At 64.5% G+C, this 22,209-nt stretch carries 25 protein-coding genes; 12 read left to right on the forward strand and 13 right to left on the reverse strand.

What is annotated here, in order from left to right; translation table 11 throughout:
• Positions 1 to 5: 5 nt before the first annotated feature.
• A complete protein-coding gene (thiS, locus tag IM701_RS00505; RefSeq protein WP_193827463.1) occupies positions 6 to 1,001 on the reverse strand; it encodes a sulfur carrier protein ThiS in 996 nt (331 codons plus the stop codon).
• Between the two features lie 43 nt (positions 1,002 to 1,044).
• A complete protein-coding gene (locus IM701_RS00510; protein WP_039332980.1) occupies positions 1,045 to 1,416 on the reverse strand; it encodes a MerC domain-containing protein in 372 nt (123 codons plus the stop codon).
• A gap of 132 nt (positions 1,417 to 1,548) precedes the next feature.
• Between IM701_RS00510 and IM701_RS00515 the strand changes: the two genes are divergently transcribed.
• The 5 genes from IM701_RS00515 to IM701_RS00535 all read left to right on the forward strand — a co-directional run bounded on the left by IM701_RS00515 (position 1,549) and on the right by IM701_RS00535 (position 5,360).
• Positions 1,549 to 2,613, forward strand: a complete 1,065-nt coding sequence (locus tag IM701_RS00515; RefSeq protein ID WP_193827464.1) for a COX15/CtaA family protein — start codon at positions 1,549 to 1,551, stop codon at positions 2,611 to 2,613.
• On the forward strand, positions 2,610 to 2,936 hold the full coding sequence (gene cutA, locus IM701_RS00520; protein WP_193827465.1) for a divalent-cation tolerance protein CutA: 327 nt from the start codon (positions 2,610 to 2,612) through the stop codon (positions 2,934 to 2,936). Before IM701_RS00515 ends, cutA begins: the two co-directional genes overlap by 4 nt.
• Before the next feature lie 552 nt (positions 2,937 to 3,488).
• On the forward strand, positions 3,489 to 3,968 hold the full coding sequence (gene rplM, locus IM701_RS00525; RefSeq protein WP_193827466.1) for a 50S ribosomal protein L13: 480 nt from the start codon (positions 3,489 to 3,491) through the stop codon (positions 3,966 to 3,968).
• 2 nt (positions 3,969 to 3,970) lie between these two features.
• Positions 3,971 to 4,510: a 30S ribosomal protein S9 gene (rpsI, locus tag IM701_RS00530; protein ID WP_193827467.1), complete on the forward strand. Its 540-nt coding sequence runs from the start codon at positions 3,971 to 3,973 to the stop codon at positions 4,508 to 4,510.
• A gap of 154 nt (positions 4,511 to 4,664) precedes the next feature.
• Positions 4,665 to 5,360 carry an HPP family protein gene (locus IM701_RS00535; protein ID WP_062346961.1) on the forward strand — a complete coding sequence of 232 codons (696 nt, stop codon included), beginning with the start codon at positions 4,665 to 4,667 and terminating at the stop codon, positions 5,358 to 5,360.
• Between the two features lie 3 nt (positions 5,361 to 5,363).
• On the opposite strand, the gene IM701_RS00540 is transcribed toward IM701_RS00535, so the two are convergent.
• Positions 5,364 to 5,996, reverse strand: a complete 633-nt coding sequence (locus IM701_RS00540) for an SOS response-associated peptidase (protein WP_230487741.1) — start codon at positions 5,994 to 5,996, stop codon at positions 5,364 to 5,366.
• Between the two features lie 46 nt (positions 5,997 to 6,042).
• On the opposite strand from IM701_RS00540, the gene IM701_RS00545 reads away from it, so the two are divergent.
• Together IM701_RS00545 and IM701_RS00550 are read left to right on the forward strand one after the other, a co-directional pair.
• Entirely contained in the window at positions 6,043 to 6,807 is a 765-nt protein-coding gene (locus tag IM701_RS00545; protein WP_039332968.1) for a class II aldolase/adducin family protein, read from the forward strand.
• 32 nt (positions 6,808 to 6,839) lie between these two features.
• Positions 6,840 to 7,349: a (2Fe-2S)-binding protein gene (locus tag IM701_RS00550; RefSeq protein ID WP_193827468.1), complete on the forward strand. Its 510-nt coding sequence runs from the start codon at positions 6,840 to 6,842 to the stop codon at positions 7,347 to 7,349.
• Positions 7,350 to 7,402: 53 nt separating this feature from the next.
• Here the strand turns inward: IM701_RS00550 and IM701_RS00555 are convergent, their stop codons facing one another.
• Entirely contained in the window at positions 7,403 to 9,490 is a 2,088-nt protein-coding gene (locus tag IM701_RS00555; RefSeq protein ID WP_230487742.1) for a TonB-dependent siderophore receptor, read from the reverse strand.
• Positions 9,491 to 9,678: 188 nt separating this feature from the next.
• Between IM701_RS00555 and arsC the strand changes: the two genes are divergently transcribed.
• Both arsC and IM701_RS00565 read left to right on the forward strand, forming a co-directional pair.
• Complete coding sequence (gene arsC, locus IM701_RS00560) at positions 9,679 to 10,020, forward strand: arsenate reductase (glutaredoxin) (protein WP_039333306.1); 342 nt, start codon at positions 9,679 to 9,681, stop codon at positions 10,018 to 10,020.
• Positions 10,021 to 10,310: 290 nt separating this feature from the next.
• Entirely contained in the window at positions 10,311 to 10,967 is a 657-nt protein-coding gene (locus IM701_RS00565; RefSeq protein ID WP_039332961.1) for a hypothetical protein, read from the forward strand.
• A 53-nt stretch (positions 10,968 to 11,020) separates the two neighbouring features.
• Here IM701_RS00565 and IM701_RS22085 read toward each other — a convergent pair whose 3' ends face one another.
• The 4 genes from IM701_RS22085 to IM701_RS00580 form a co-directional block, all read right to left on the reverse strand.
• Positions 11,021 to 11,152 carry a hypothetical protein gene (locus IM701_RS22085; protein WP_255527758.1) on the reverse strand — a complete coding sequence of 44 codons (132 nt, stop codon included), beginning with the start codon at positions 11,150 to 11,152 and terminating at the stop codon, positions 11,021 to 11,023.
• A gap of 44 nt (positions 11,153 to 11,196) precedes the next feature.
• Positions 11,197 to 12,327 (reverse strand): M14-type cytosolic carboxypeptidase, encoded by a 1,131-nt coding sequence (locus tag IM701_RS00570; protein WP_193827469.1) that lies wholly within the window; start codon positions 12,325 to 12,327, stop codon positions 11,197 to 11,199.
• 258 nt (positions 12,328 to 12,585) lie between these two features.
• Complete coding sequence (locus IM701_RS00575; protein WP_230487743.1) at positions 12,586 to 13,188, reverse strand: DUF4136 domain-containing protein; 603 nt, start codon at positions 13,186 to 13,188, stop codon at positions 12,586 to 12,588.
• A gap of 78 nt (positions 13,189 to 13,266) precedes the next feature.
• On the reverse strand, positions 13,267 to 13,941 hold the full coding sequence (locus IM701_RS00580; protein WP_193827470.1) for a DUF4136 domain-containing protein: 675 nt from the start codon (positions 13,939 to 13,941) through the stop codon (positions 13,267 to 13,269).
• 119 nt (positions 13,942 to 14,060) lie between these two features.
• Here IM701_RS00580 and galE point away from each other — a divergent pair, with 119 nt between their 5' ends.
• Positions 14,061 to 15,086 carry a UDP-glucose 4-epimerase GalE gene (gene galE, locus IM701_RS00585; protein ID WP_193827471.1) on the forward strand — a complete coding sequence of 342 codons (1,026 nt, stop codon included), beginning with the start codon at positions 14,061 to 14,063 and terminating at the stop codon, positions 15,084 to 15,086.
• Here the strand turns inward: galE and IM701_RS00590 are convergent.
• Positions 15,072 to 15,794, reverse strand: coding sequence for a hypothetical protein (locus IM701_RS00590; protein WP_193827472.1), 723 nt, complete (start codon positions 15,792 to 15,794; stop codon positions 15,072 to 15,074). The genes galE and IM701_RS00590 overlap by 15 nt on opposite strands.
• Positions 15,795 to 15,969: 175 nt before the next feature.
• Here IM701_RS00590 and ykgO point away from each other — a divergent pair, with 175 nt between their 5' ends.
• Both ykgO and IM701_RS00600 read left to right on the forward strand, forming a co-directional pair.
• Positions 15,970 to 16,095 (forward strand): type B 50S ribosomal protein L36, encoded by a 126-nt coding sequence (gene ykgO / locus IM701_RS00595; RefSeq protein WP_011446910.1) that lies wholly within the window; start codon positions 15,970 to 15,972, stop codon positions 16,093 to 16,095.
• A 145-nt stretch (positions 16,096 to 16,240) separates the two neighbouring features.
• On the forward strand, positions 16,241 to 16,849 hold the full coding sequence (locus IM701_RS00600) for an HAD-IA family hydrolase (RefSeq protein ID WP_193827473.1): 609 nt from the start codon (positions 16,241 to 16,243) through the stop codon (positions 16,847 to 16,849).
• Between the two features lie 168 nt (positions 16,850 to 17,017).
• On the opposite strand, the gene IM701_RS00605 is transcribed toward IM701_RS00600, so the two are convergent.
• The 4 genes from IM701_RS00605 to pepN all read right to left on the reverse strand — a co-directional run bounded on the left by IM701_RS00605 (position 17,018) and on the right by pepN (position 22,178).
• Positions 17,018 to 17,893, reverse strand: coding sequence for an OmpA family protein (locus tag IM701_RS00605; protein ID WP_062346536.1), 876 nt, complete (start codon positions 17,891 to 17,893; stop codon positions 17,018 to 17,020).
• Between the two features lie 226 nt (positions 17,894 to 18,119).
• Positions 18,120 to 18,749, reverse strand: coding sequence for a glutathione S-transferase (locus IM701_RS00610; protein ID WP_193827474.1), 630 nt, complete (start codon positions 18,747 to 18,749; stop codon positions 18,120 to 18,122).
• Between the two features lie 4 nt (positions 18,750 to 18,753).
• A complete protein-coding gene (gene pgeF / locus IM701_RS00615) occupies positions 18,754 to 19,515 on the reverse strand; it encodes a peptidoglycan editing factor PgeF (protein ID WP_193827475.1) in 762 nt (253 codons plus the stop codon).
• Positions 19,512 to 22,178: an aminopeptidase N gene (pepN, locus tag IM701_RS00620; RefSeq protein WP_193827476.1), complete on the reverse strand. Its 2,667-nt coding sequence runs from the start codon at positions 22,176 to 22,178 to the stop codon at positions 19,512 to 19,514. The genes pgeF and pepN overlap by 4 nt, the downstream gene beginning before the upstream one ends.
• Positions 22,179 to 22,209 lie beyond the last annotated feature (31 nt).

The raw sequence follows: 22,209 nt of genomic DNA on the forward strand, positions 1-22,209 counted from the left end.
GGAACCTAGATCAATCCCGCCAGCGGACTGCTTGGATCGGCATACTTGCGCGTTGGCATGCGTCCGGCAAGATAGGCATCGCGCCCGGCCTGCACTGCCAGCTTCATCGCCCGGGCCATGCGGATCGGGTCCTTGGCTTCGGCAATCGCGGTGTTCATCAGCACGCCGTCGCAGCCGAGTTCCATCGCCACGGCCGCTTCCGAAGCCGTGCCCACGCCGGCATCGACCAGCACCGGCACCTTGGCCCCTTCGACGATCAGCCGCACCGTCACCTTGTTCTGGATGCCGAGGCCTGAACCGATCGGCGCGCCCAGCGGCATGACGGCCACGGCGCCCGCATCCTCGAGCTGCTTGGCCGCAATCGGATCGTCCACGCAGTAGACCATCGGCAGGAAGCCTTCCTTGGCCAGCACTTCAGTGGCGCGGATCGTCTCGATCATGTTGGGATAGAGCGTGCGTGCCTCGCCCAGCACTTCGAGCTTCACCAGATCCCAGCCACCCGCCTCGCGCGCCAGGCGCAGCGTGCGGATCGCACTTTCGGCATCGAAGCACCCGGCAGTGTTGGGGAGGTAGGTGATCTTCTTGGGGTCGATGTAGTCGGTCAGCATCGGCGCCTTGGGGTCCGACACGTTGACGCGGCGCACCGCCACGGTGACGATCTCCGCGCCCGAGGCCTCGACTGCGGCGGCGTTCTGCTCGAAGTCCTTGTACTTGCCGGTGCCGACAATCAGGCGCGAGCGGAAGGTGCGGCCGGCAACGGTCCAGGTATCGCTTGAATCCGTCACGTCGCTTTGTCCTCCACCTACGAAATGCACGATTTCCAGAACGTCGCCCTCGGCAATCGCCACGTCGCCCAGCGTGGAGCGAGGCACGATCTCACCATTGCGCTCGACCGCAACCTTGGTCGGCTCGAGTTCGAGGTTGCGCACCAGATCGGCGATCGATCCGGGCGCGGCCCGGCGGGGTTCGCCGTTGACGACAAGGGAGAGCATTCCAGTCATGCGGCCCGCTTTAGCGACGCGGGGGCAGGGTGCAAGTATGGCCTTAGTGAGAGGCGCGCATGTTGATCACGTGCGCCACTGCCACGAGGATCACGCCGCCCACCGTCAGCGCCACTTCGGCATCGCCATGGCCAACTGCAACGGCTGCGCCCATCAGCGCCAGCCCCGACCCGCCAATGGCCAATGGCAGCAAGCGTCCATGACGCAGCGCGCCGATCCCGATCGTCGCCGCGCCGATGACCAGCGCGAAGGCGAGGCCCCAGCGGTGTATGTCCGGGTTCAGCAGCACACCGCCGCCGATGCCCAGCATCCCGACCAGGAACAGCCCCGCCACGCAGTGAATCAGGCACAGCCCCGAAAGGAGCACGCCGATCCGGTCAAGCCGGGCACGCAAGGCAAGCAGGGCATCACTCATGCAGCCTCATATATGTTACAATGTTACATCACACAAGGCGATGTGGCGAAATTCTCTCCTGTCCGAATGTCTACGGTACTGCCCGACAATCGCTCTTGCGATTCGAGGAGGGCGGGAGCAGGGGCGAGAGCCATGACTAACAGCGTCACGCCCAAGCTGCGAAACGATGCCACTGCCCTTGCGCGCTGGCTGTTCATTGTCGCCTTCATGGTCCTCGCCATCGTCGTGGTCGGCGGCATCACTCGCCTCACCGAATCGGGTGTCTCGATCACCGAGTGGAAGCCGGTCAGCGGCACCCTGCCGCCGATTACCGAGGCGCAATGGCAGGCCGAATTCGACGCCTATCGCGCCACGCCGCAGTACCAGCTGGTCAACGGTCCGGCGGGCATGACGCTCGAGACCTACAAGGTCATCTTCTTCTGGGAATGGGTCCACCGCCTGCTCGCCCGCACCATCGGCCTCGTGTTTGCAGCGCCGCTCGCGTGGTTCTGGATCAAGCGGCGCATCCCTGAAGGCTACAAGCCCCGGCTGCTCGCGCTGCTGGCACTGGGCGCACTGCAGGGTGCGGTCGGCTGGTGGATGGTCAAGTCGGGCATCGTCAACGACGTCAAGGTTAGCCACTTCCGCCTCGCCACGCACCTGCTGGTCGCGCTGTTCACGCTTGCAGGCCTCGTGTGGACCGCGCTTGATCTGATCGCGCTCGGCAAGGGCGAGGGTCGCTCACGCCTGCACGGCATAGGTCTGCTCGCGCTCATCATGCTGGTGCTGCAACTGTTCTACGGCGCGCTGGTAGCGGGCCTGCGCGCAGGCACTTCGGCCGGCGGCGGCTGGTTCAACTGGGACGCCTGGCCGCTGATGCAGGGCAAGGTCTATCCCGATGGCATCGACTGGGCACTGGGCGCAGGCCACGCGCTGTTGTCCGATCCGTTCCTCGTCCACTTCATCCACCGCTGGTGGGCTTGGGGCCTGGTCGCCGTGCTGGTCGTTGTCGCCCGGAAGCTGCGCAAAACGGACCGCAAGGCTTCTGTCGTCCTCCACTCGGTCTTTGGCACACAGGTCCTGCTCGGCATCTTCACCGTATGGAGCGGCGTCGCCCTGTGGCTCGGTGTGCTGCACCAGCTGGTCGGCGCGCTGCTCGTCGCCACCACAGTATGGTGCGCCCACATCCTCGGCCGCCCGAAACAAGGTGCGCAATGACCGCCGCGCTGATCTGGTGCCCCTTCGGCGACGTCGAGAGCGCCGAGGCGGCGGCAGGTCAGTTACTCGAAGAGCGCCTGATCGCCTGCGCCAACATCCTCCCCGCCGTCCGCTCGCTCTACCGTTGGAATGGCGAGCGCGGCGAGGGCAGCGAAGTCGCCGTCCTGCTCAAGACCCGCGCCGATTTGCTGGATGCCGCCGTCGCGCGCCTCGAAGCTCTACATCCCTACGATGCGCCCGCCATTTCAGGCTGGCGCTGCAATGCGGCGGGAGTGGCGACGCTGGGCTGGCTGGAGGCAGAGTGCGGGCCTACTCTGCCATGAATATTCGTTGTGTCGTCGCGGCAAGACGATGTTATCTGCGACAATGCGCAATCGAGTTCTCGTCTTGCTCGCTGTGATGGCCGCATATGCAGCTGCGTTTCTTCCAATCCTTGTCACGGGTCGGGAAGGACTTTGGGTCGCCAAGCTTCTGTTTCTCTCGGGTTTGCCTTTTCTCGCATTGGCGACGGTGTTCGGGGTAGTATTTGCAGATCCAATCCGGGTGCATCCTTGGCCATGGAGCGTAAGTGCTTCGGCCATTGCCGTACTGGCGAGCACCCTTGCACTCTGGTTCCTAACAAGCAGCGCCATCGGACTGCTGAGCGTCATTCCTGCGATCTTTGCGCCGCTTGCCTTCAGGTTGGCACTAAAGTTTGGTGATCAATAAGGCGCGTCGCAAAGCAGCAGATTGGAAGAGGTATTATTTTACCTCTCGGAAAACCCGCAGTTTGCTTGACTCTCGCGGGCATTTGCAACAAAGGCGCGCTTCCTTCGTCGTGAAGTAGCGGATTCCCGCTTGGATCGACGCACCGAATATCCAGGGAACCCGTAGCCATGAAGGCTCTCAGCAAGGTCACCCGGTCGATCAAGCCGGCCGAGGTGGAGAAGAACTGGCATCTGATCGATGCTGAAGGCATGGTTGTCGGCCGTCTCGCCGTCGTCATCGCCAACTATCTGCGCGGCAAGCACAAGCCGAGCTACACCCCGCACGTCGATTGCGGCGATCACGTTGTCGTGATCAACGCCGACAAGGTCAAGTTCACCGGCAACAAGCTGAAGAACAAGACCTACTACAAGCACACCGGCTATGCCGGCGGCATCAAGGAAGTCACCGCGGACAAGGTCCTCGGTGGTCGCTTCCCCGAGCGCGTGCTTGAAAAGGCGGTTGAGCGCATGATCCCCCGCGGCCCGCTCGGCCGTGCGCAGATGCGCGCCCTTCACCTCTATGCCGGTGCCGAGCACCCGCATGGCGGCACCCAGCCGGTGGCGCTCGACGTCGCCTCGATGAACCGCAAGAACAAGGTGGGTGCATAATCATGGCCGAAACCGAAAACACCGTGTCGAGCCTCGCCGACCTCAAGGACCTGACCGCTGCCGCTCCCGTGGCTGCCGCTCCGGCCGAGGCTGGTGAAGCCGGTCCTGTCCGCACCGGCCCCGCTGCCGTGATCCGCGCTCGCGAAGTCGATGCGCAGGGCCGTTCGTATGCCACCGGCCGCCGCAAGGACGCCGTGGCCCGCGTGTGGCTCAAGCCCGGCTCGGGCAAGGTCACTGTCAACGGCCGTGACCAGGAAGTTTACTTCGCCCGTCCGACCCTGCGTCTGGTGATCAACCAGCCCTTCGAAGTCGCCGGTCGCGAAGGCCAGTACGACATCGTCTGCACCGTCAAGGGCGGTGGCCTCTCGGGCCAGGCCGGCGCGGTCAAGCACGGCATCGCCCAGGCGCTGTCGAAGTTCGAACCCGAACTGCGCAGCGCCGTGAAGGCTGCCGGCTTCCTGACCCGCGACCCGCGCGTCGTCGAGCGTAAGAAGTACGGCAAGGCCAAGGCCCGCCGCAGCTTCCAGTTCTCGAAGCGCTAATCGCGCTTCGGCGGGCAGTTCTCGAAGCGCCGATCGCGCTTCGGCTGCAAGGCAGAACAGAAACAAGGGGTTGGCTTCCGGGCCAGCCCCTTTTTTCTTGCCTGCAGCATTCCACCGTCGCATCGCATGCGCGGACGAGAGGAGACCTTGCGCGATGATCAGGCTGCCGCGCCCCGCAGCATGGGGGCAGTTGCGCTTCGGCGGACGCCTCGGCTGGGCGCGTGGCGCTGTGGGTGCGCTCTTCGGCGTGGCGCTGGCAGCAGTGGCCGGCAAACTTCTCCCCGGCACTCCGCAGTCGCCATGGATCGTCGCGCCTGTCGGTGCATCCGCGGTGCTGGTCTTCGCGGTTCCTGCCAGCCCTCTCGCGCAGCCATGGTCAGTCCTCGGCGGAAGCATGGTTGCTGTGCTAACCGGCCTTGCCGCAGGCCATCTGGTCGGCGATCCGCTGACTGCGGTAGGCCTCGCGGTGGGCATGGCGATCGCCACGATGACACTGGCCCGTTGCCTTCATCCACCCGGCGGCGCCTGTGCCATCCTCGGCGCGCTTGCGGCAACTAACCCTGCCAGTAGCGCAATCGGGCTTCTTCTGCCGCTCCTCGCCAATCTGCTGGGACTTGTCTTCGCAGGGTGGCTCTATAACAACTTCACTGGCCACCCATGGCCGCACATTCCGCTTCAGGCCCCACCCATGCCAAAGGGCACATGGGCAGGCACATACGAGCGTGCGGACCTCGATGCCGTCCTGGAAGATTGGGACGAAGTGCTCGACGTCGCACCGGAAGATCTCGACGCGCTGTTCCGCGCGGTCGAACGCCGCGTGCTGCGACGCTGGGAGGATGATCACAAGTAGGCGTCAGAACAGGCTGGGCTGTTCCGGCTTGCGCGGCGCCGACGGAGCGGGCGCGTTCTCCTCTACCTCTATTTCCACCATCGCCGCGTCGGCATAGGGCCGCTGCATCGCCACCGCCGCATCGCCTTGAGCGGTCAGCCACTGGTGTGCGGCTTCCGCCGTGCCGAGGATGACGGGCATCGCCTTGGGATGGACCCGCCCGACTACGGCATTGGCCTCGCAGGTAAGGAAGGCAAAGTGCGGCCCCTCCGCTGTCGGACGCCACAGCCCTGCGAAGGCGAACAACTCCTGCTCCTTCAGGGCGAACCAGTGCTTGCGCTTGCGTCCCGTGTCCGGGTCCGGCGTCTGCGACCACTCCGAGAAGGCCGTGACGGGTACGAGGCAGCGCCGGTTCGGGTCCTCCAGCGCTGCCCGCCACATTGGCGAAGCGAGGTTGCGGATATTGGTCACCGGGCGCTTCACTTCGCCGAACGGCGGCCAGCCCCAGCGCATCGTGCCCAGCCTGCGCGTCGGCCCCCGCGCAATCAGCACGGGCGCTTCGGCATCGGGGTAGATTTCGGAAAAGGCGGGCAGATTGACCTGCGCATTGGCCACCGGCGCGAACATCTGCGCGATGGCTTGCACGTTGCTGGTCATGCGATACAAGTTGCACATAACAACCAGATATGTGCGGGAGAGCGCCATGGCCACCCATTTGCGGCCGAATATCGAATGCAGCGACGCTGAATGGCATGCCCGGCAGGAACTCGCCGCCTGCTATCGCATCTATGACCACCTGGGCTGGTCCGAATCGATCTACAACCACATCTCGCTGAAAGTGCCGGATCAGGAAGGCGCGTTCCTGATCAACCCGTTCGGCCTGCTCTACAGCGAGGTCACTGCCTCGAACCTCGTCAAGATCGACATCGACGGCAACAAGCTGGATGACAGCACCTATCCGGTCAACCAGGCGGGCTTCACCCAGCACGCCTATTTCCACCGCCACCTGCCCTGGGCCCACGCGATCAGCCACGTCCACACGACCGAGACGATGGCGGTGTGCAGCCTCGAAGAAGGGCTGATGCCGATCAACTTCTACGCCTGCAACTTCATTGGGCAGCTCGCCTACCACGATTTCGAGGGCGTCACCGTCCGCGCCGAAGAGGGTGAGCGCCTGCTGGCCAACCTTGGCGACAAGCGCGTGCTGATGCTGCGCAACCACGGCCCGGTGGTGCTGGCCCAGACACTGCAGCAGATGTTCATCACGCAGTGGAGCCTGCAGCGCGCCTGCGAGATCCAGATGGCGACGCTTTCGATGGGCCGCCCGCCGATCCACGTCGGTGAGGACGTGATCAAGGTCCACCAGCGCGATCTCGGCCAGGTCAATGCCGGCGGCCGCGTCGGCGAGGCGGACTTCGCCGCATGGACCCGCCGCATCGACAGGATCGACCGCAGCTGGCGGGATTGATTGAAGCGGTGGCGGCGCGCTAAGCGGAGGCCATGGCTCGCCTCACCGTCAACAACCAGCCCGTTCAGTACCGTCTCGAGGACGATACCCCGCTGCTCTGGGCGCTGCGTGATGCGGCCAATCTCACTGGCACCAAGTACGGCTGCGGCACCGGCGAATGCGGCGCCTGCATGGTCATCGTCGATGGACAGGCAATGCCCAGCTGCACCCTCTCGCTGGGCGAGGCCGAGGGCCGCAGCGTCACCACCATCGAAGGCCTGTCGGGTGACCGCTCGCACCCGGTGCAGCAGGCGCTGGTGGCCGAGCAGGCAATCCAGTGCGGCTTCTGCACGCCGGGCATCGTCATGGCTGCGGCCGCGCTGCTCACCACCAGCGCCAGCCCGACCGACGAGGATATCGGCCGCGCCATCACCAACATCTGCCGCTGCGGCGTCTATCCGCGCTTGACCCGCGCGATCCAGCGCGCCGCCCGCGTGATGCGCGGCGAGGAGACGATCAGCGCCGCTCCGCCGCCGGCGATCATTGCGCCCGGCGCAGGCTGAAGGGGTGGCGCCCTCCCCTCGCGAGGGGGGAAGGGGAGAGCGCCTGGGGTGTTTCAGAACTTCGCGCGCACCGTCAGGCGGGCATTGATCGGCTCGCCGGTGGAGATGTTGTTGTCGGTATGCGCCGAGGGGAAATAGTCGGTGTCGGTGAGGTTCTCGACATTGAGCTGGACCGACAGGTTCTCCGACAGGTCATAGAATACCGCGGCATCGATCCGCGTGAACGCCGGCAGCGTTACCGCGTTGCTGATCGTCGTGAAGCTCTTCGACTGGTGCGTCAGACCCATGCCAAGGCCCAGCTTGTCGCTCACGTCGTAGCGGGCCCACGCCGAAGCCTGGTGGCGCGGCAGCTGCGACAGCTTGCGTCCGGCAGGCGCAGCGGTGGTGGCTGAACGGACCTCGCCATCCTGCAGCGTATAGCCAAGGCTCACCTGCAGTTCCGGCAGCACGCGGCCGGCGAGCGAAAGCTCCACGCCCTTGGCGCGGGTCTTGCCCGACAGTTCGGGCAGGCCGGTGACCGGGTTGTTGAAGCGCGAATTGTCGCGGTCGAGCTGATAGATGGCGGCTGTGAAGGCAAGGCCGGCGTTCACGTCCCACTTCACCCCGGCCTCGAGGTTTTCGAACTGCTCGGGCGCCAGCGTCGCCTGCGTTGCATCCAGCGAGCCGAACTGGTCGCCCGACTGTGGCAGGAAGGTCCGGGTGAAGCTGCCGTAGACGCTGACGTTCTCCTGAGGCTTGAGGATCAGGCCAAAGCGCGGCGACCACTTGCGGTCCGTGCGCGCGGCCGTGGTCGTGGCGATGCGGTTGTCAGCGCTGATCCTGAATTCGTCGAAGCGCACCCCCGCCACGACCTGCAGGAACGAGGCCAGCTCGATCTGGTCCTGGAAGTAGGCTGACCAGGTATCGACCCGGCTGAAGGTCGAACGGCTGGGCGCGGCGAAAGTCACCGCCGGGATGGTCAGGCGCTTGGCCAGTGTCACGGTGGTGGAGCCGCTGAAGATCGGGTCGGAACGCAGGCTCGAGGTGTCCTGGCTCGAGACCTCGAGACCGGCCAGAACGGTATGGCCGATGCCGCCAGTCCGGCCTTCCCAGACAAGGTTGGTCTGCCCGACCCAGCTTTCGCGCACGTTGGCGCTGGAATAGCCCGAGAGCGTCAGCTGGTTCGAAGCGTTCACCGCGCTGCCGGCGAAGACGTTGCCGTAATACTTGTCGGTGTGGGTGTACTGGCCCAGCACGTTGAAGCTGAGGCCATCGGCCAGTTCGTGATCGAGGCGGGCCTGCGCGATGTGCGCGACAACCGTCGCAATGTTGACGTCCGAGCGGCCGAAGAAGGTATCGTCATAGCCGGTCAGCGGCTTGCCGTTTACCGATGGCACGCCGCGGTCGGTGGTACGGCGGTCGTCGTCATAGTTGTAGGACAACTCGATGCGGGTCTTCTCGCCGGGCTGGAAGGCCATGGTCGGGTTCACGCCGATGAAGCGGCCCTCGAAGTCCTGGCGGTGGTTGTCGAATTCCTCGTAGGTGCCGTTGAAGCGCGCGCCGACAGTCTCGGTGAGGGGCTGGTTCCAGTCGGCGGCCAGCGCAAAGGCGCCGAAGCTGTCGACATTGGCGCTGGCCTCGCCCTTGGTTCGGTCAAGGTCGGGCGTCTTGCTGACGCGATTGACCACGCCGCCACCGCCGCCACGGCCAAACAGGAGCGCATTGGCGCCCTTCAGCACTTCGACCCGCTCGATGTTGTAGAGCGAGCGGTAATACTGCGTGTCGTCGCGCAGGCCGTCGAGGTAGAAGTCGGCAGTGGTGTTCTGGCCGCGCAGGTTGATCTGGTCGCGATGGCCCTCGCCCTGGCCGAGCACCACGCCCGGAACATAGCGCAGTGCATCGCCCAGTTGGGTGATGCCCTGGTCGTCAAGCTGCTCGCGGGTAAGCACGGTGATGGTCTGCGGCACGTTGACCAGCGGGGTCGGCGTCTTCACTGCATTGGCATCGACCGGGCGATAGCCGTCGGCGGTGCCGGTCACGACGATCACGGTGTTGGTTCCATCGGCCTCCAGCGCGGCATCTGCGGGCACCAGATCTTCTGCAAAGGCGGCAGAAGGCATCAGCATGGTTCCGGCGAGCAGCAGGCTGGAAAGACGGTTCACGGTAGTCCCCTTAACGATCACGTGTTTGCGATAATCATTCGCAAGAGGGCGAGTATTGCGAGTCAATCGCACTTGCAAGGGGTTTCTTGCGAATTTTTCGCAATAACATTGACCTGCGTCAAAACGCGGGCGTTGCAGCCAGTGCTCGCGGGGTTATGAGGCTTGCATCGAACACGCAGGAGGCAGCGATGAAGGCAACGATCTGGCACAACCCCAACTGCGGCACCTCGCGCAACACCTTGGCGATGCTGCAGGATGCGGGCGCGGAGGTGACGGTGGTCGAATACCTCAAGACCCCGCCCAGTGCCGAAAAGCTCGCCCAGCTCTACCGCGATGCCGGCCTCACCCCACAGCAGGGCTTGCGCTTGCGTGGCACCGACGCCGAGGAACGCGGCCTGCCCTCAGCCGATGACGCGACGGTGCTGGCCGCCATGGCCGCCGAACCCAAGCTGATCGAGCGTCCGCTGGTGGAGACGGAAAAGGGCGTCCGCCTGTGCCGCCCGAAGGAAAAGGTGCTGGAGATATTGTAGGGGGAGCGGCGGTTGAGCCTACCCGCTCCAACCAGCCCCAAACCCCTCGTCGCCCCGTGCTCGACACGGGGCCTGGCTCCCTTCTGACGCCCCTCGCAGACTCCCGCGAATCTTGCCGCGCCTGTTGAGCCGTCATGCCGAGCGCGTAATCGCAGAATGAGCGCAGCCCCATGTCGAACACCGGGCGACGGCGATCTTCCGAAGGAACCTGTCGCAACCTTGAAGGTCTTCTTGCCCAGCTTCGACAAACCCTATTGTCGCCTTGGCTGACTTGCGGCTAGCTCCCGGCCATGATCAAGTTTAACGACAGATCGGTTCGCAAGATCGTCGTCGTCGCTACTGTCTTCTTGGCCGCCGCAATCGTGCTCTACGGTGTCGGACTATTTGTTCTGGATGAATCGTACCGCCAATACAGCCGAACAACCCAACAGCGCCAGTTCGTCCTTGGCGATGAATGGCACGATGCGGATCTGAAGATCATTCGTGAGTTTGAAAAGCGCCATAGTCTCGACCCGGAAGCGAATGGCGGCTTGCGGCTGGTTCTGTCGGAATGGCCTCGCTGGCGGTACAAGATTTCGTTGGACCGTCGCTTAGATGGCACTGCCAAAGGCGCAATCTACGCGATTGCATATGATGGGACGGGGCCAGCATACGAGAGAAGCTTCTCGCTTAGCAAAGGCCAGGCAAAACTGTTCTTGGATGTGTTTGACCGGAAAGTGGGTAGGTACAGGGGCGAAGCATTCCAGTGCGTCGACGGTACAGGATTCATGTTCGAGCGATGGCGGGAGCGGGCAGTCGTCGGTGGATCCGGAAATGCGGCGTGCATGAGCCACTACGCCGATTTGATGAGTTTGGTTGCGGAGACTCTGTCCGGATCTCTGAGCGATGCACCCTTCGATTGGGGTACTTGGTTTGCGGTAAAGCGGGTTCTGGAGCTTCGTGACTAGAGCGGCGAGCGGTCACAGGCGTTGCCACTTGACCTAGATTGGGCAGTGCTAGCTCAGAAGAATAGGAACGGCTTGCCCGCCATGATCAGCGCGGCGGCGCAGCCGAGGACGATCGCCTTGCGCGCCAGTTCAGCCGCCGAGAAGTCGGCGAGGGGCGCGTGGATGAGGGCGATGGTGCGGGCCATGCTCGAGCCATGCGCCCTCATCTCTTAACTTTGGGTAAAAGGGCTTAACCCTCCAGCCACTCCAGCAGCGAGGCGAGGCAATCGCGCGCCAGCAGCTTCGACCGTTCCGGGCTCCAGCCCTGTTCCTTGCAGGGCAGGTCGTCGTTGTCCTTGAAGGGCATTTCCAGCGTCATTGCCACGCAGCCGAAGCGGTGGGCGACCTGGTTGGTCGACATCGTCAGGTTGGCGCGGCCCGGCGCGGCGATCGGATAGCCGCGCCGCGTCTGGAAATCGGGGGTGCGGCGTTCCAGGATGCGGCGGTAGCGTTCGTAGGAGGCGCCAAGCTCGTCGGTCCACGAAGGGATGCCTTCGAATCCGGCAAGGAACACGTGCGGGATCGCCTCGTCGCCGTGGACGTCCATGGCGAAGTCAACGCCGCTCTCGTCCATGGCATTGCGGATTGCCAGCACTTCGGGCGAACGCTCCGGCGTCGGCTCGTGCCATTCGCGGTTGAGGTTCACGCCAACGGCATTGGTGCGCAAGTGCCCCCGGCACGATCCGTCCGGGTTCGCGTTGGGCACCACGTGGAAGCGGCAGAGCTGGCGCAGCTTGCGGCCATGTGGGTCGGCAGGGTCGGTCAGCAGTTCGAGCGCGCCTTCCATCCACCATTCGGCCATCGATTCGCCGGGATGCTGGCGGGCATAGAGCCAGACCTGCTTCGGGCCTTCGCCCAGTTCGAGACAGTCGATCGGCTGGCCTTCGATGCTGGTGCCAAGGCAGCGATGGGTGACGCCGGGCAGCGCCGCCGTTTGCGCCACCAGATCGTGATGCCGCTCCATCGAATAGGGCGCGAAATAGGCGAACCAGCAGGTGCCAGCCTCGGGTGTGTGGCGGATGGTCAGCGTCGCGCCGTCCTCGCCCGGATCATAGCTGGTCTCGGTCCGGCCCCAGAACTCGCGGTCTTCGGAGAAGGCTGCCCGATACCCCGGCCAGCCACCCGGATAGGCGGAATTGCCAAGTCCGGTGATCTTCAGCTCCAGCTCACGCCCCGCAGCCCCGTCGACGCGAAAGTGGAACCATTGGAAGAACTCTGAGTCGCGGTCCTTGCGGATCGCCAGCTTCGCACGCGCGCCCGAAACCTGGAGCACTTCGATGTTGCCGGAATCGAACGCGGCATTGATGCGGATATCTGTCATTTAGAGCCAGATAGCATATAATTGACCCACCGTGATTGGTTTGTGAGGTTCGCCGACAAGGAGCGTTGCGCAGCGCGGGCTGGTTGCCCGTGCAAGCGACGTGACGCTGCCGGCGGGCCTCACAAACCAACCCCGAAGGGGCGGGCTGATTTTGGCCCAGTGCGGCGTCTTTCGTCGGTCACCATGCGATAGCATGGCTCCCTTCTCAATCCTTGCACTGAGCCAAAATCAGCTCCGTCCCGATGGGTCAATTATAAGTTATCTGGCTCTCACAGTGATAGTATCCCCTGACGTGCCGGGGAAGCCCGAGAACAGGGCATGCGCCAGGCGAGGTGCGGCAAGCGCCGGGTCGGCTTCCTTCGCCTTGGCCTTCTCGCGGTTTTCGGCACGGCCTTCCCACAGCGCCTCGCCGGTCCGGCGGTCGCGGATGCGCACCGACAGGCGCGTGACGACGTAGTCCTTCGGCCCTCCGCCCAGATTGATGCCGACACCCAGCCCCACGCCGCCGCCATAGCTGCCGGTCGATCCGCCCACGCCGACGCTCACCGGTCCGCGCAGCCTCTCGCGCCTCTGCACCTCGCGGTCGACGCGCACTTCGGCCACGGCATCGGCGGCGCCCGGCGTGGCGCTGCCAAAACCGCTGGCAAACAGTTCCTTCTGTACGGCGGCAAGCCAGACCTGATCTTCCAGGCTGGATCGGTCACTGCCCGGCGCCGCCTCGACAATCACCGCCGCGCCTTTCAGCCGGGGCAGCGTCTGCGCGGTGTGAAACCGCGTGACCTCGATCGGTGCGGGCTTGGCCATGACGGGCGTTGCCATCAGGGCAGCAAGGGCAATTGCGGCTACAAGGCGTTTCATCATTCTGCGTCCCATGATCATGGCGCAGGTGGTGCTACGCCGCGGATTTCACCGCAATGCCAATTGGCACACCTGCTCCAGTCAGCTCGCCGGAACCACATGCGCATCGGCAAATTTCGCGAACAGCGCCGAGGCCAGCCTTGCCGCAACTGCGCCATTGTTCAGGCCATCGTCGTCCTCGCGCGTCTGCGTTTCGGCGTGGCCTTCCCACAGCACGCGATTGCTCGCCTTGTCGCGGATGCGCACGTCGAGCCGGGTGGCGACGATAGCCTTCTTCGCCTTGGTCAGGTCGATGTTGAGCGCCATCGCGGTGTAGTTGCCGCGATTGGAAACGCCCACCTCCATCGCGCCCGAAACCGGCTTGCGCTTGGCTTCCTCGGGCACGACCTGCTCGTGGCGAATGCCGATCTGCGCGATCTGTCCGCCTTCCGCGCCGTTCACGGCCGTTTCGTAGCCAAGCTTGGCCAACTGATCGACGACGGCGGCTTCATAGACCGGCAGCTTCCATTCCGCCTCGGCGCCTTCGGCAGCGGCGACGGTGATCGGCCCCTTGCCCAGAAGAGATGCCGCATCGGCGGCCTGGAACGCCTCGACCTCGACCTTGCGCGAAGGCTGGGCACTCTGCCGCCCGTTTTGGCGCCCGATGCGCTGGTCCATCGGCTGGTCCCACCGTTCCCCCGGCGGCATGGCTTGGGCAAACGCGCTGGAGCTTGCCGCAAGGAATGCGACGGCAGACAAGATCGGTTTGGCTTTCATTCGTAATTTTCCCGTAAGGGGTGAGGCGCGACCCGGCCGGACGTGTGAATCGCCCGCGCTGTCGCAACCATGAACGCGCGGGAGCAACGAAACCTGCGCCAGAGCGGAGCGAATTGCCAATGTCGAAGGTTCCCGTTCTCGTCACCGGCGGCGCAGGCTACATCGGCGCCCACGCTGTGCTGGCGCTGAGGGACGCGGGCCATCCGGTCGCGGTGATCGACAATCTGGTCACCGGCTTCCGCTTCGCCGTGCCCGATGGCGTGCCGTTCTACGAAGGCGATATCGAGGACGCCGACCTTCTCAAGCGCATCTTTGCCGAACAGGGTACGCGCGCGGTCATGCATTTTGCCGGTTCCGTGGTCGTGCCCGAATCGGTTTCGAACCCCCTCAAGTACTATCACAACAACACCGCCAAGAGCCGCGCACTGATCGCCGCGGTGGTCGAGGCGGGCGTGCCACACTTCATCTTCTCCTCCACCGCGGCAACCTATGGCACGCCCGAGATTTCGCCTGTTACCGAGGACACGCCGCAGCGCCCGATCAATCCCTATGGCATGTCAAAGCTGATGACCGAAGCCATGCTGGCCGATGTCGCCGCCGCCCATGCGCTCAACTACTGCGTGCTGCGCTATTTCAACGTCGCCGGCGCCGATCCGCAGGGCCGCACCGGCCAGTCGACTGCGGGCGCAACGCACCTGATCAAGGTCGCGGTCGAGGCGGCACTGGGCAAGCGCGCCTCGGTCGGTGTGTTCGGCAGCGATTTCGACACCCCCGACGGCACCGGCGTGCGCGATTACATCCACGTCTCCGATCTTGCCGCCGCCCATGTTCTGGCACTGGAGGCGCTTGTTGCCGATCCCGGCGAATCGCTGACGATGAACTGCGGCTACGGGCGCGGTTTCTCGGTGCTCGAAGTGCTCGACGCGGTCGATCGCGTCACCAACCGCAAGATCGTGCGCGAGATGCAGGGCCGCCGTCCGGGCGATCCCGCCGCGCTGATCTCCGACAACAGCCGCATCAAAGCCACGCTGCCGTGGGTCCCGCGCTATGATGATCTGGACACTATCGTCACCCACGCCCTGGCCTGGGAGCGCAAGCTGGACGAGATTCGCCCTGACCAGGTCCCGCCCCTAGCCACCGATTGACCGGAACACGCCGTCCGGCTGGCAGAAAAAGCGCCCCTGCCGGCCTGCGGTTCTTTCGATCGTGTTCCATTCGTCCATCCGGTCGGTCCCGAAGGTGAGCGAAAGGAACACCGCGCGCTCGTCGAGCCGGCCGATGGCGGTTGAGTGGACGAAGCCCGAGCCGAACGCCACGCCCTTGCCCATGCGATACCGGTATTCGCGTTCCTCGCCCCTCACTGAAACATAGGCGAGGCCCATCGCGCAGGCGATGGGGGTCAGCGGTGCCATCACGGTAAAGGCCGTGTTGCCTTCCGTCAGCCAATCGCGGTGCATGTCATGCGCCTCGCATCGGCTGCGGGTGACGAAGAAGCCGGAATAGAGCCGGATCACGGCATCGTGCGCCACGAACGGCGCGACGGCCTCGTCGAGCCTGAGCCGACGCAACAGGCCATCGAACCACCAGTAGGTCGCCTCGTCGGCATTGCTCAGCCAGCAGATATCGCTCTTCCATGCCGCAGGACGTTGATTGTAAAGCTTCTGTCCGCCGGGCAGCGTATACGTCGCCTTGTCCTCTTCCATTGTCCGCGCGGCCTCGGCCAGCGGGGCAAGCTCGTCGAGAATCGCTTGTGGCACATCGAATTCGAGCACGTTCCTGGCCATCAGCGAGGGGTTGAGAAAGACCGACTGCCCGGGCTTGTGCAGCAGTCCTGTCATGATCGAAGAGGTCATCCGCCCGGTTCCCGTCCATCCCGCGAGGCCCCGCCCGCATCAGCACGATTTGCATGCTCATGACGGCCGGGCAAGCGCCATCCTCGGCACCTGCAGGGTTGACTTGGGCTTTTGCCCCCACTAACGGCCACGCTTCAGTTTTCAGCCCGGTCAGCTTCGGGCAAAGGGATTCGACATGAAGATTCGCAACAGCCTGAAGTCGCTCAAGGACCGCCACCGGGATAACCGCGTGATCCGCCGCCGTGGCCGCGTCTACGTGATCAACAAGACCCAGAAGCGCTTCAAGGCGCGCCAGGGTTAATTCACCAGTTTCGGTGCAGTCTCGCGACGGCGGGGCTGCACCGGAAACCGGCAGGCTTTGCAAAAGCCACGCAGCCCCCGCCGAAACGCGGGGGCGCAGTCGTTTATGGGCCGCACATCGCAGGACCGCGAATCGAGAGGCTGGCATGTCCGTAGAAGTGGTAGTCTGGGACATCGGCCGCGTACTGGTGCAGTTCGACCTTTCCGGCATCTATGCCGAAGCGATTCCCGATCCCGCAGAACGCTCCCGATTCGTCTCCGAAGTCGTCACTGAGGACTGGCACGCCCAGCACGATGAAGGCGTGTCCTTCGCGCAGATGGTCGCCGCCCGCACGGCGCAGTTTCCGCAATACGCCGACCTGATTGCGCTCTACGCCAGCAACTGGCTTGCCAGCCTGCCGGGTCCGGTGCCCGGCACGCACGAACTGATCGAGCGTCTGGCCGCACGCCAGGTCCCGCAATACGCGATCACCAATTTCGGCATCGATTCATGGGGCCTGTTCCGCCCGACCTTCCCGATTCTCGACCACATGGGCGACATCGTGATCTCGGCGGTCGAACGGCTGGTAAAGCCCGACCCGGCAATCTTCCACCTCGCTGCCCGCCGCTTCGGTCGTGCGCCCGAAACCATGCTGTTCATAGACGACAACGCCGCTAACATCGCGACGGCCAGGTCGCTGGGGTGGCACGTCCACCACTTCGTCGGCGATCCCGATGTGCTGGAGCAGCGAATGCGCGCGCTGGGCCTGCTCTAACCCCGCTTCTCACCTGCAGAAACAACGTCACCCCGGACTTGCTCCGGGGTCCCGCTTCCTTCTTGGCCACGGCGTCAACCGAAGCCGGAAGCGGGACCCCGGGGCAAAGCCCGGGGTGACGGCAAGGGGGAGGAGAGAGGTGTAACGCACCCTCTCGCCCCCACGTGATCAAAGCCCGTCGATGGCCTTGCTCACCAGCACGTTCACGGCAACGCGGCGGTTCTGCGCCTTGCCTTCCTCGGTCGAATTGTCCGCCGCCGGATCGGATTCGGCCATGCCGGTCGGCGTCAGCATGCGGTAGGGCGCCCAGCGGCACTGCTGCTGCAGGAAATTGATCACGCTGGCGGCGCGCTTCTCGCTCAAGGTCTGGTTGTATTCCTCGTCACCGACCGAATCGGTATAGCCCACCACCAGCATCAGCGCGTTCTCGGTGCCGTTTGCCATCGAGGCGGTCTGGCACAGCTCGGCCTTGGCCTGCGGCGTCAGCGCATACTTGCCGGTGTCGAAGTAGACGTTTGTCGTTGCCTTGATGTTGTATTTGTCGATGTCGCCCATGCGGCCCTTGAGCGCGGCAGTGGCAGCGGTCTGTTCGGCAAAGCCTTGCGCGGTGCCGTTGCGGATCATCTTCGCGGTCTTGAAGTCACCGTTGCGGAAGGTGATCTGGCTGGCCAGCAGCGCCTCGCCCGCCTGCATGGTCTTTACCGTCACGGGCAGGCCATTGAGCAGGTTTTCCGTCGTCAGCTTCTTCGATCCGAACAGGCCGGTGCTGGCCTTCACCGTCGTGGCGTCGTTGAAGAACACGATCGTGCTGGTGCCATCGTCGGCAGTGACCTTCATCTTGTCGCCCTTGCGCGCGGTGATGATACCCTTGACCTCGGGACCCTTGGTCATCGCCGAGGTATCAGGCACGACCTCGCCTTCGACGATGATGTTGGGGTCCTGCATCCCGTTCTGCTGTGGCTGAGCGACAGCCATGGCCGAAACCGATGCGGCAGCCGCAGCGAGCAGCATCAGCCTTGCGCGCCGGGGGGTAGTGGTAGTCATCGAGAACGCTCCTTGCGACCTTCAAAAAGGTGTCGGTGTTGCGACGGAACTTTCCCGCAGATGAACGATCCCGCCCGGGAACCCGATTCCGGGCACTGGCAGCGCCAAGCGTGCGACGAACCGAGTGGGCCGTGCACTGATGAAGGACGGAATGAGCCCCTTTTTCTTGACCCTCCCGCAGGCGGGAGGGGTTGGGGGTAGGCAAGAAGCACTGCCGCCCGCCACCTCAAGGGAAGGGAAACACCACCGGCAAATCGCCCTCGCGCCAAGGCGGGAACTTGCCCATCACGCTCGCGAACAACGCAGACTCAAGGTGCGCGCAAAGCCAGCGCTGCAGGTGCGGCAAAGCCTGGCTCTCGAACCAGACAGGGTCCGTCGCCGCAAACTGCCGCACGAATGGCATCACCGCCATATCGGCAAGGCCCCGCTCTTTCCCGCACAGTTGTCCGTGCTCGGCGAGCTGCGAATCCAAATCTGCAAGAAACGCCAAGCCGCTTTCCCGATGCTCCAGCGCATTGCTGTCATGCCGCTCCGGATACTTGTAGCGATCGAGGTCATGCTTGAATGGCCCGTCGTTGCGCGCGATCAGCCCCGCATCGTCGCGCTCCAGCCAGCCTTCGGGATCATGCTGCAAGAGCGCCCAGTGCATCACGTCGAGGCTCTGCTCGATCACCGCGCCGTCGGGAAGGACCACCACCGGCACCGTCCCCTTGGGCGAGGCTTCGAGCATCGCGGGCGGCTTGGCGGAAAGCTTGATCTCGCGCAGCTCCACGCTCACGCCGCTGACCGCAATCGCCAGTCGCGCCCGCATCGCATAAGGGCAGCGACGGAAGCTGTAGAGGACCGGCAATGCCATTGGCTCAGCCGCGCAAGGCGATCAGCGAGACCTGCCGGCCGTAGCCCGGCTCCTGGCGGTGCGTGGCGCGGCGGAAGGAATAAAACCGCTCTTCCTGCGCGTACGTGTCCTCGCCCATCATCCCGACCTTGGTGAGGCCCGCATCGCGCAGACGCGAGGCGACATAGCCTTCAAGGTCGAACCAGGCATGGCCCTCGCGCCCGGCCCGGAAGAAGCGCTCGTTCTCGCCCGCCTGTTCAAGAAACCGCGCTTCGAACCCTGCGTCCACCTCGTAGCTCTTCTGCGCAATGCAAGGGCCCACCACTGCGGCGATGTTCTGCCGGTTCCCGCCAAGCGCTTCCATCGCCGCAATCGTCGCATCGGTCACGCCCGTAAACGCACCCTTCCAGCCCGCATGTGCCGCGCCGACCACGCCTGCACGCTGGTCAACGAACAGCACCGGCGCGCAGTCTGCGGTCAGCACGCCAAGGACCAAGCCGGGGCGGTCCGTTACCAGGGCATCGGCCCTTGGACGATCTGCGTCGGCCCAAGGTTCGGTCACGGTCACCACGTCAGGCGAATGAATCTGGAAGCAGGTCTGCAAGGTCCCGCCCGGCAGCACCGCCTCCACCGCACGTCGGCGGTTTTCGGCAGTCAGCGCCGGGTCATCCTCGCTGTAGCTGACATTGAGCCCCGCAAGGTCACCCGTGCTCACCCCGCCCTTGCGGCCAAGGAAGCCGTGGGCGGCGCCAGCGAGAAGCGGATGGGTAAGCGCCTCGACGCTCACGCCTCCAGACTCTTGCTCACCTGCTCGCGCACATCGCGCGACAGCGTCGGCTCGGCGGCGATCCGCTCCAGCTCGGCCCGCATCAGCGCGGCGCGGCCTTCCTCGACCTTCTTCCACCGGCCGAGGTAGGGCACGAAGCGCGCCGCCACGTTGCCGTTTATCGGGTCCAGCTTCAGGATCAGGTCGGCTATCAGGCGATAGCCTTCGCCGCCTTCCCGATGGAACGCCTGCGCATTGGCCGCAAACGCCATCCACAGCGCGCGGACGCGGTTGGGGTTGGTCATGGTGAAGTCTGGATGCTCGGCCAATGCCTTCACATGCTCGGTCGCCTTGGGATTGAGCGAGCCTGCCTGCAGCGAGAACCACTTGTCGATCACCAGCATGTTGCCGGCAAAGCGCGAGTGGAAATCGGCCAGCGCCGCTTCGCGCTCGGGGCATTCGAGGCTGCACAGCACCATGAGCGCGCCCTGGCGGTCGGTCATGTTGGTGGCGGCATCGTACTGCGCCTTGGCGCGGCGTGCGGCTTCGGCGGGATCGGCGGCCCCGAGATAGACGAGCGCCTGCGTCTTGCACTTGCGCGCGCCCCGCGCCTCGGCGGCAAGGCTGTAGGGCACGGCAGAGACGCGATCGTGCAGGGCCAGCCACTTGTACTTCAGCGTCTCGCCCAGCCAGCGCTTGAGCCCCTCGCGCTCGGCAAAGATGCGCGTCGGGTCGGCGCGGGTCAGCTGCTCGGCAAGGTAGGCCTCGCCCGGCAGGATCAGCAATTCGCCGCGCATCAGGTCGTCCAATGCGGTGTCATCGAGAATCGCGCCCATCGCCGCGCCGATTGCACCTTGCGATTCCTCGCGCTTCTCCAGCGTCCCCGCCACAGCGCCAACCAGATGCCGCACGATCAGCTGCTGCATCGCCTCATAGCGGGCGAAGGGATCATCATCGTGGCGGGCGAGGAAGACGAGGTCCTCCGTCGTCATCGGCGCCACGATCTCGACCGGCGCGGAGAAGCCGCGGTTGATGGAAAGGACGGGGAGCGAGGTGAAGCCCTCGAAGGTGAAGGACTGCTCCGGCTCGGTCAGGACGATCAGTTCCTCGCCGTGGTGCTTCCCCGTCTCGCGGTCGAACAGCGCGATGCGAAGCGGGATCACGAACGGCTTCTTGTCCGGCTGTCCGGGTGTGGGTGCAGTTGTCTGTTTGAGCGTGAGAGTTACCCCTCTGCCTCCGAGAGTTGCCGCTTCGCCCTCGAGAGTTGGATTTGCCGCATCGAGCGTCATGGCAACGCTCACGCGCGGGGTTCCGGCCTGTTCGTACCAGTTGCGGAACTGCTTCAGGTCCAGCCCGGCGCCATCTTCGATAGCCTTTACAAAGTCTTCGCAGGTCGCCGCCTCGCCATCGTGGCGATCGAAGTAGAGCGTGGTGCCCTTCAGGAACCGCTCCAAGCCCGCCAGCACGGTCATCATGCGGATCACCTCGGCCCCCTTGTTGTAGACGGTCGCGGTGTAGAAGTTGCTGATTTCCTGATAGGAATCGGGGCGGATCGGATGCGCCAGCGGCCCCGAATCCTCAGGGAACTGCACGGCGCGCAGAATCCGCACATCCTCGATCCGCTTGACCGGCGCGGAGCCGCGATCGGCGCTAAACTGTTGATCTCTAAGGACAGTGAAGCCTTCCTTGAGGCTCAGCTGGAACCAGTCGCGGCAGGTCACGCGGTTGCCCGACCAGTTGTGGAAGTACTCGTGCGCCACCACGCCCTCGATCGCGTCGTAGTCGCCATCGGTCGCCGTCTCGGGATCGGCCAGAATATAGCGCGTATTGAAGACGTTAAGGCCCTTGTTCTCCATTGCTCCGGCGTTGAAATCGCTCACCGCGACGATGTTGAAATCGTCAAGGTCATACTCGCGCCCATAGACGTCCTCGTCCCACTTCATCGAGGCGATGAGCGAGCGCATGGCGTGGGTGGTGCGCTCCTCGTCGCCGGGGCGGACGTAGATCGCAAGATTGACCTTGCGGCCCGATTTTGTCGTGAAATTATCGCGGTTTGCGACCAATTCACCGGCCACCAGCGCGAACAGGTACGAAGGCTTGGGCCAGGGATCGTGCCACTCTGCCCAGTGGGTGCCGTCGCCATTGTCGCCCGCAGCAGTGGGGTTGCCATTGGACAGGAGCACCGGGAACAGCGCCTTGTCCCCGCTCATCCGCACTGAATAGACCGAAAGCACGTCGGGCCGGTCGGGGAAGAAGGTGATGCGGCGGAAGCCCTCGGCCTCGCACTGGGTGCAGAGCAGTCCGTTCGAGGCGTAAAGCCCTGAAAGTTGGGTGTTTGCCGAAGGATCAATCAGCGTTTCGATGCCGACGTCATGGGCATCGCCGGGAAGTTCGATCACGAGATCGGCGCCGTCCATGTGCCAGTCATTGTGGGCGTGGCCATCGACCGTGACAGACTTGGGCTCGATCGCATCGCCGTTGAGGCGCAACAGCGAAGTGCCTGTGCCCGCAGGATTTTTCGCCACCTTCAGGGTCGCCTGCACCTTCGTCGCGTTCAGCGAAAGCGCGAAATCCAGCGCGATTTCGGGAACGAGCCATTCGGGCGGGCGATAGTCCGCGCGCCGAATGACTTGCGGGGGGATGACCTGTGGGGCGACGACGGGCTGGCTGGAGAGATCGTTCATGAGGCTGAACTTAGGAACGCGTGCGCGGTGG

Origin of the sequence: Novosphingobium sp. ES2-1, assembly GCF_015169775.1 — a bacterium.
Taxonomy (GTDB): Bacteria; Pseudomonadota; Alphaproteobacteria; order Sphingomonadales; family Sphingomonadaceae; genus Novosphingobium; species Novosphingobium subterraneum.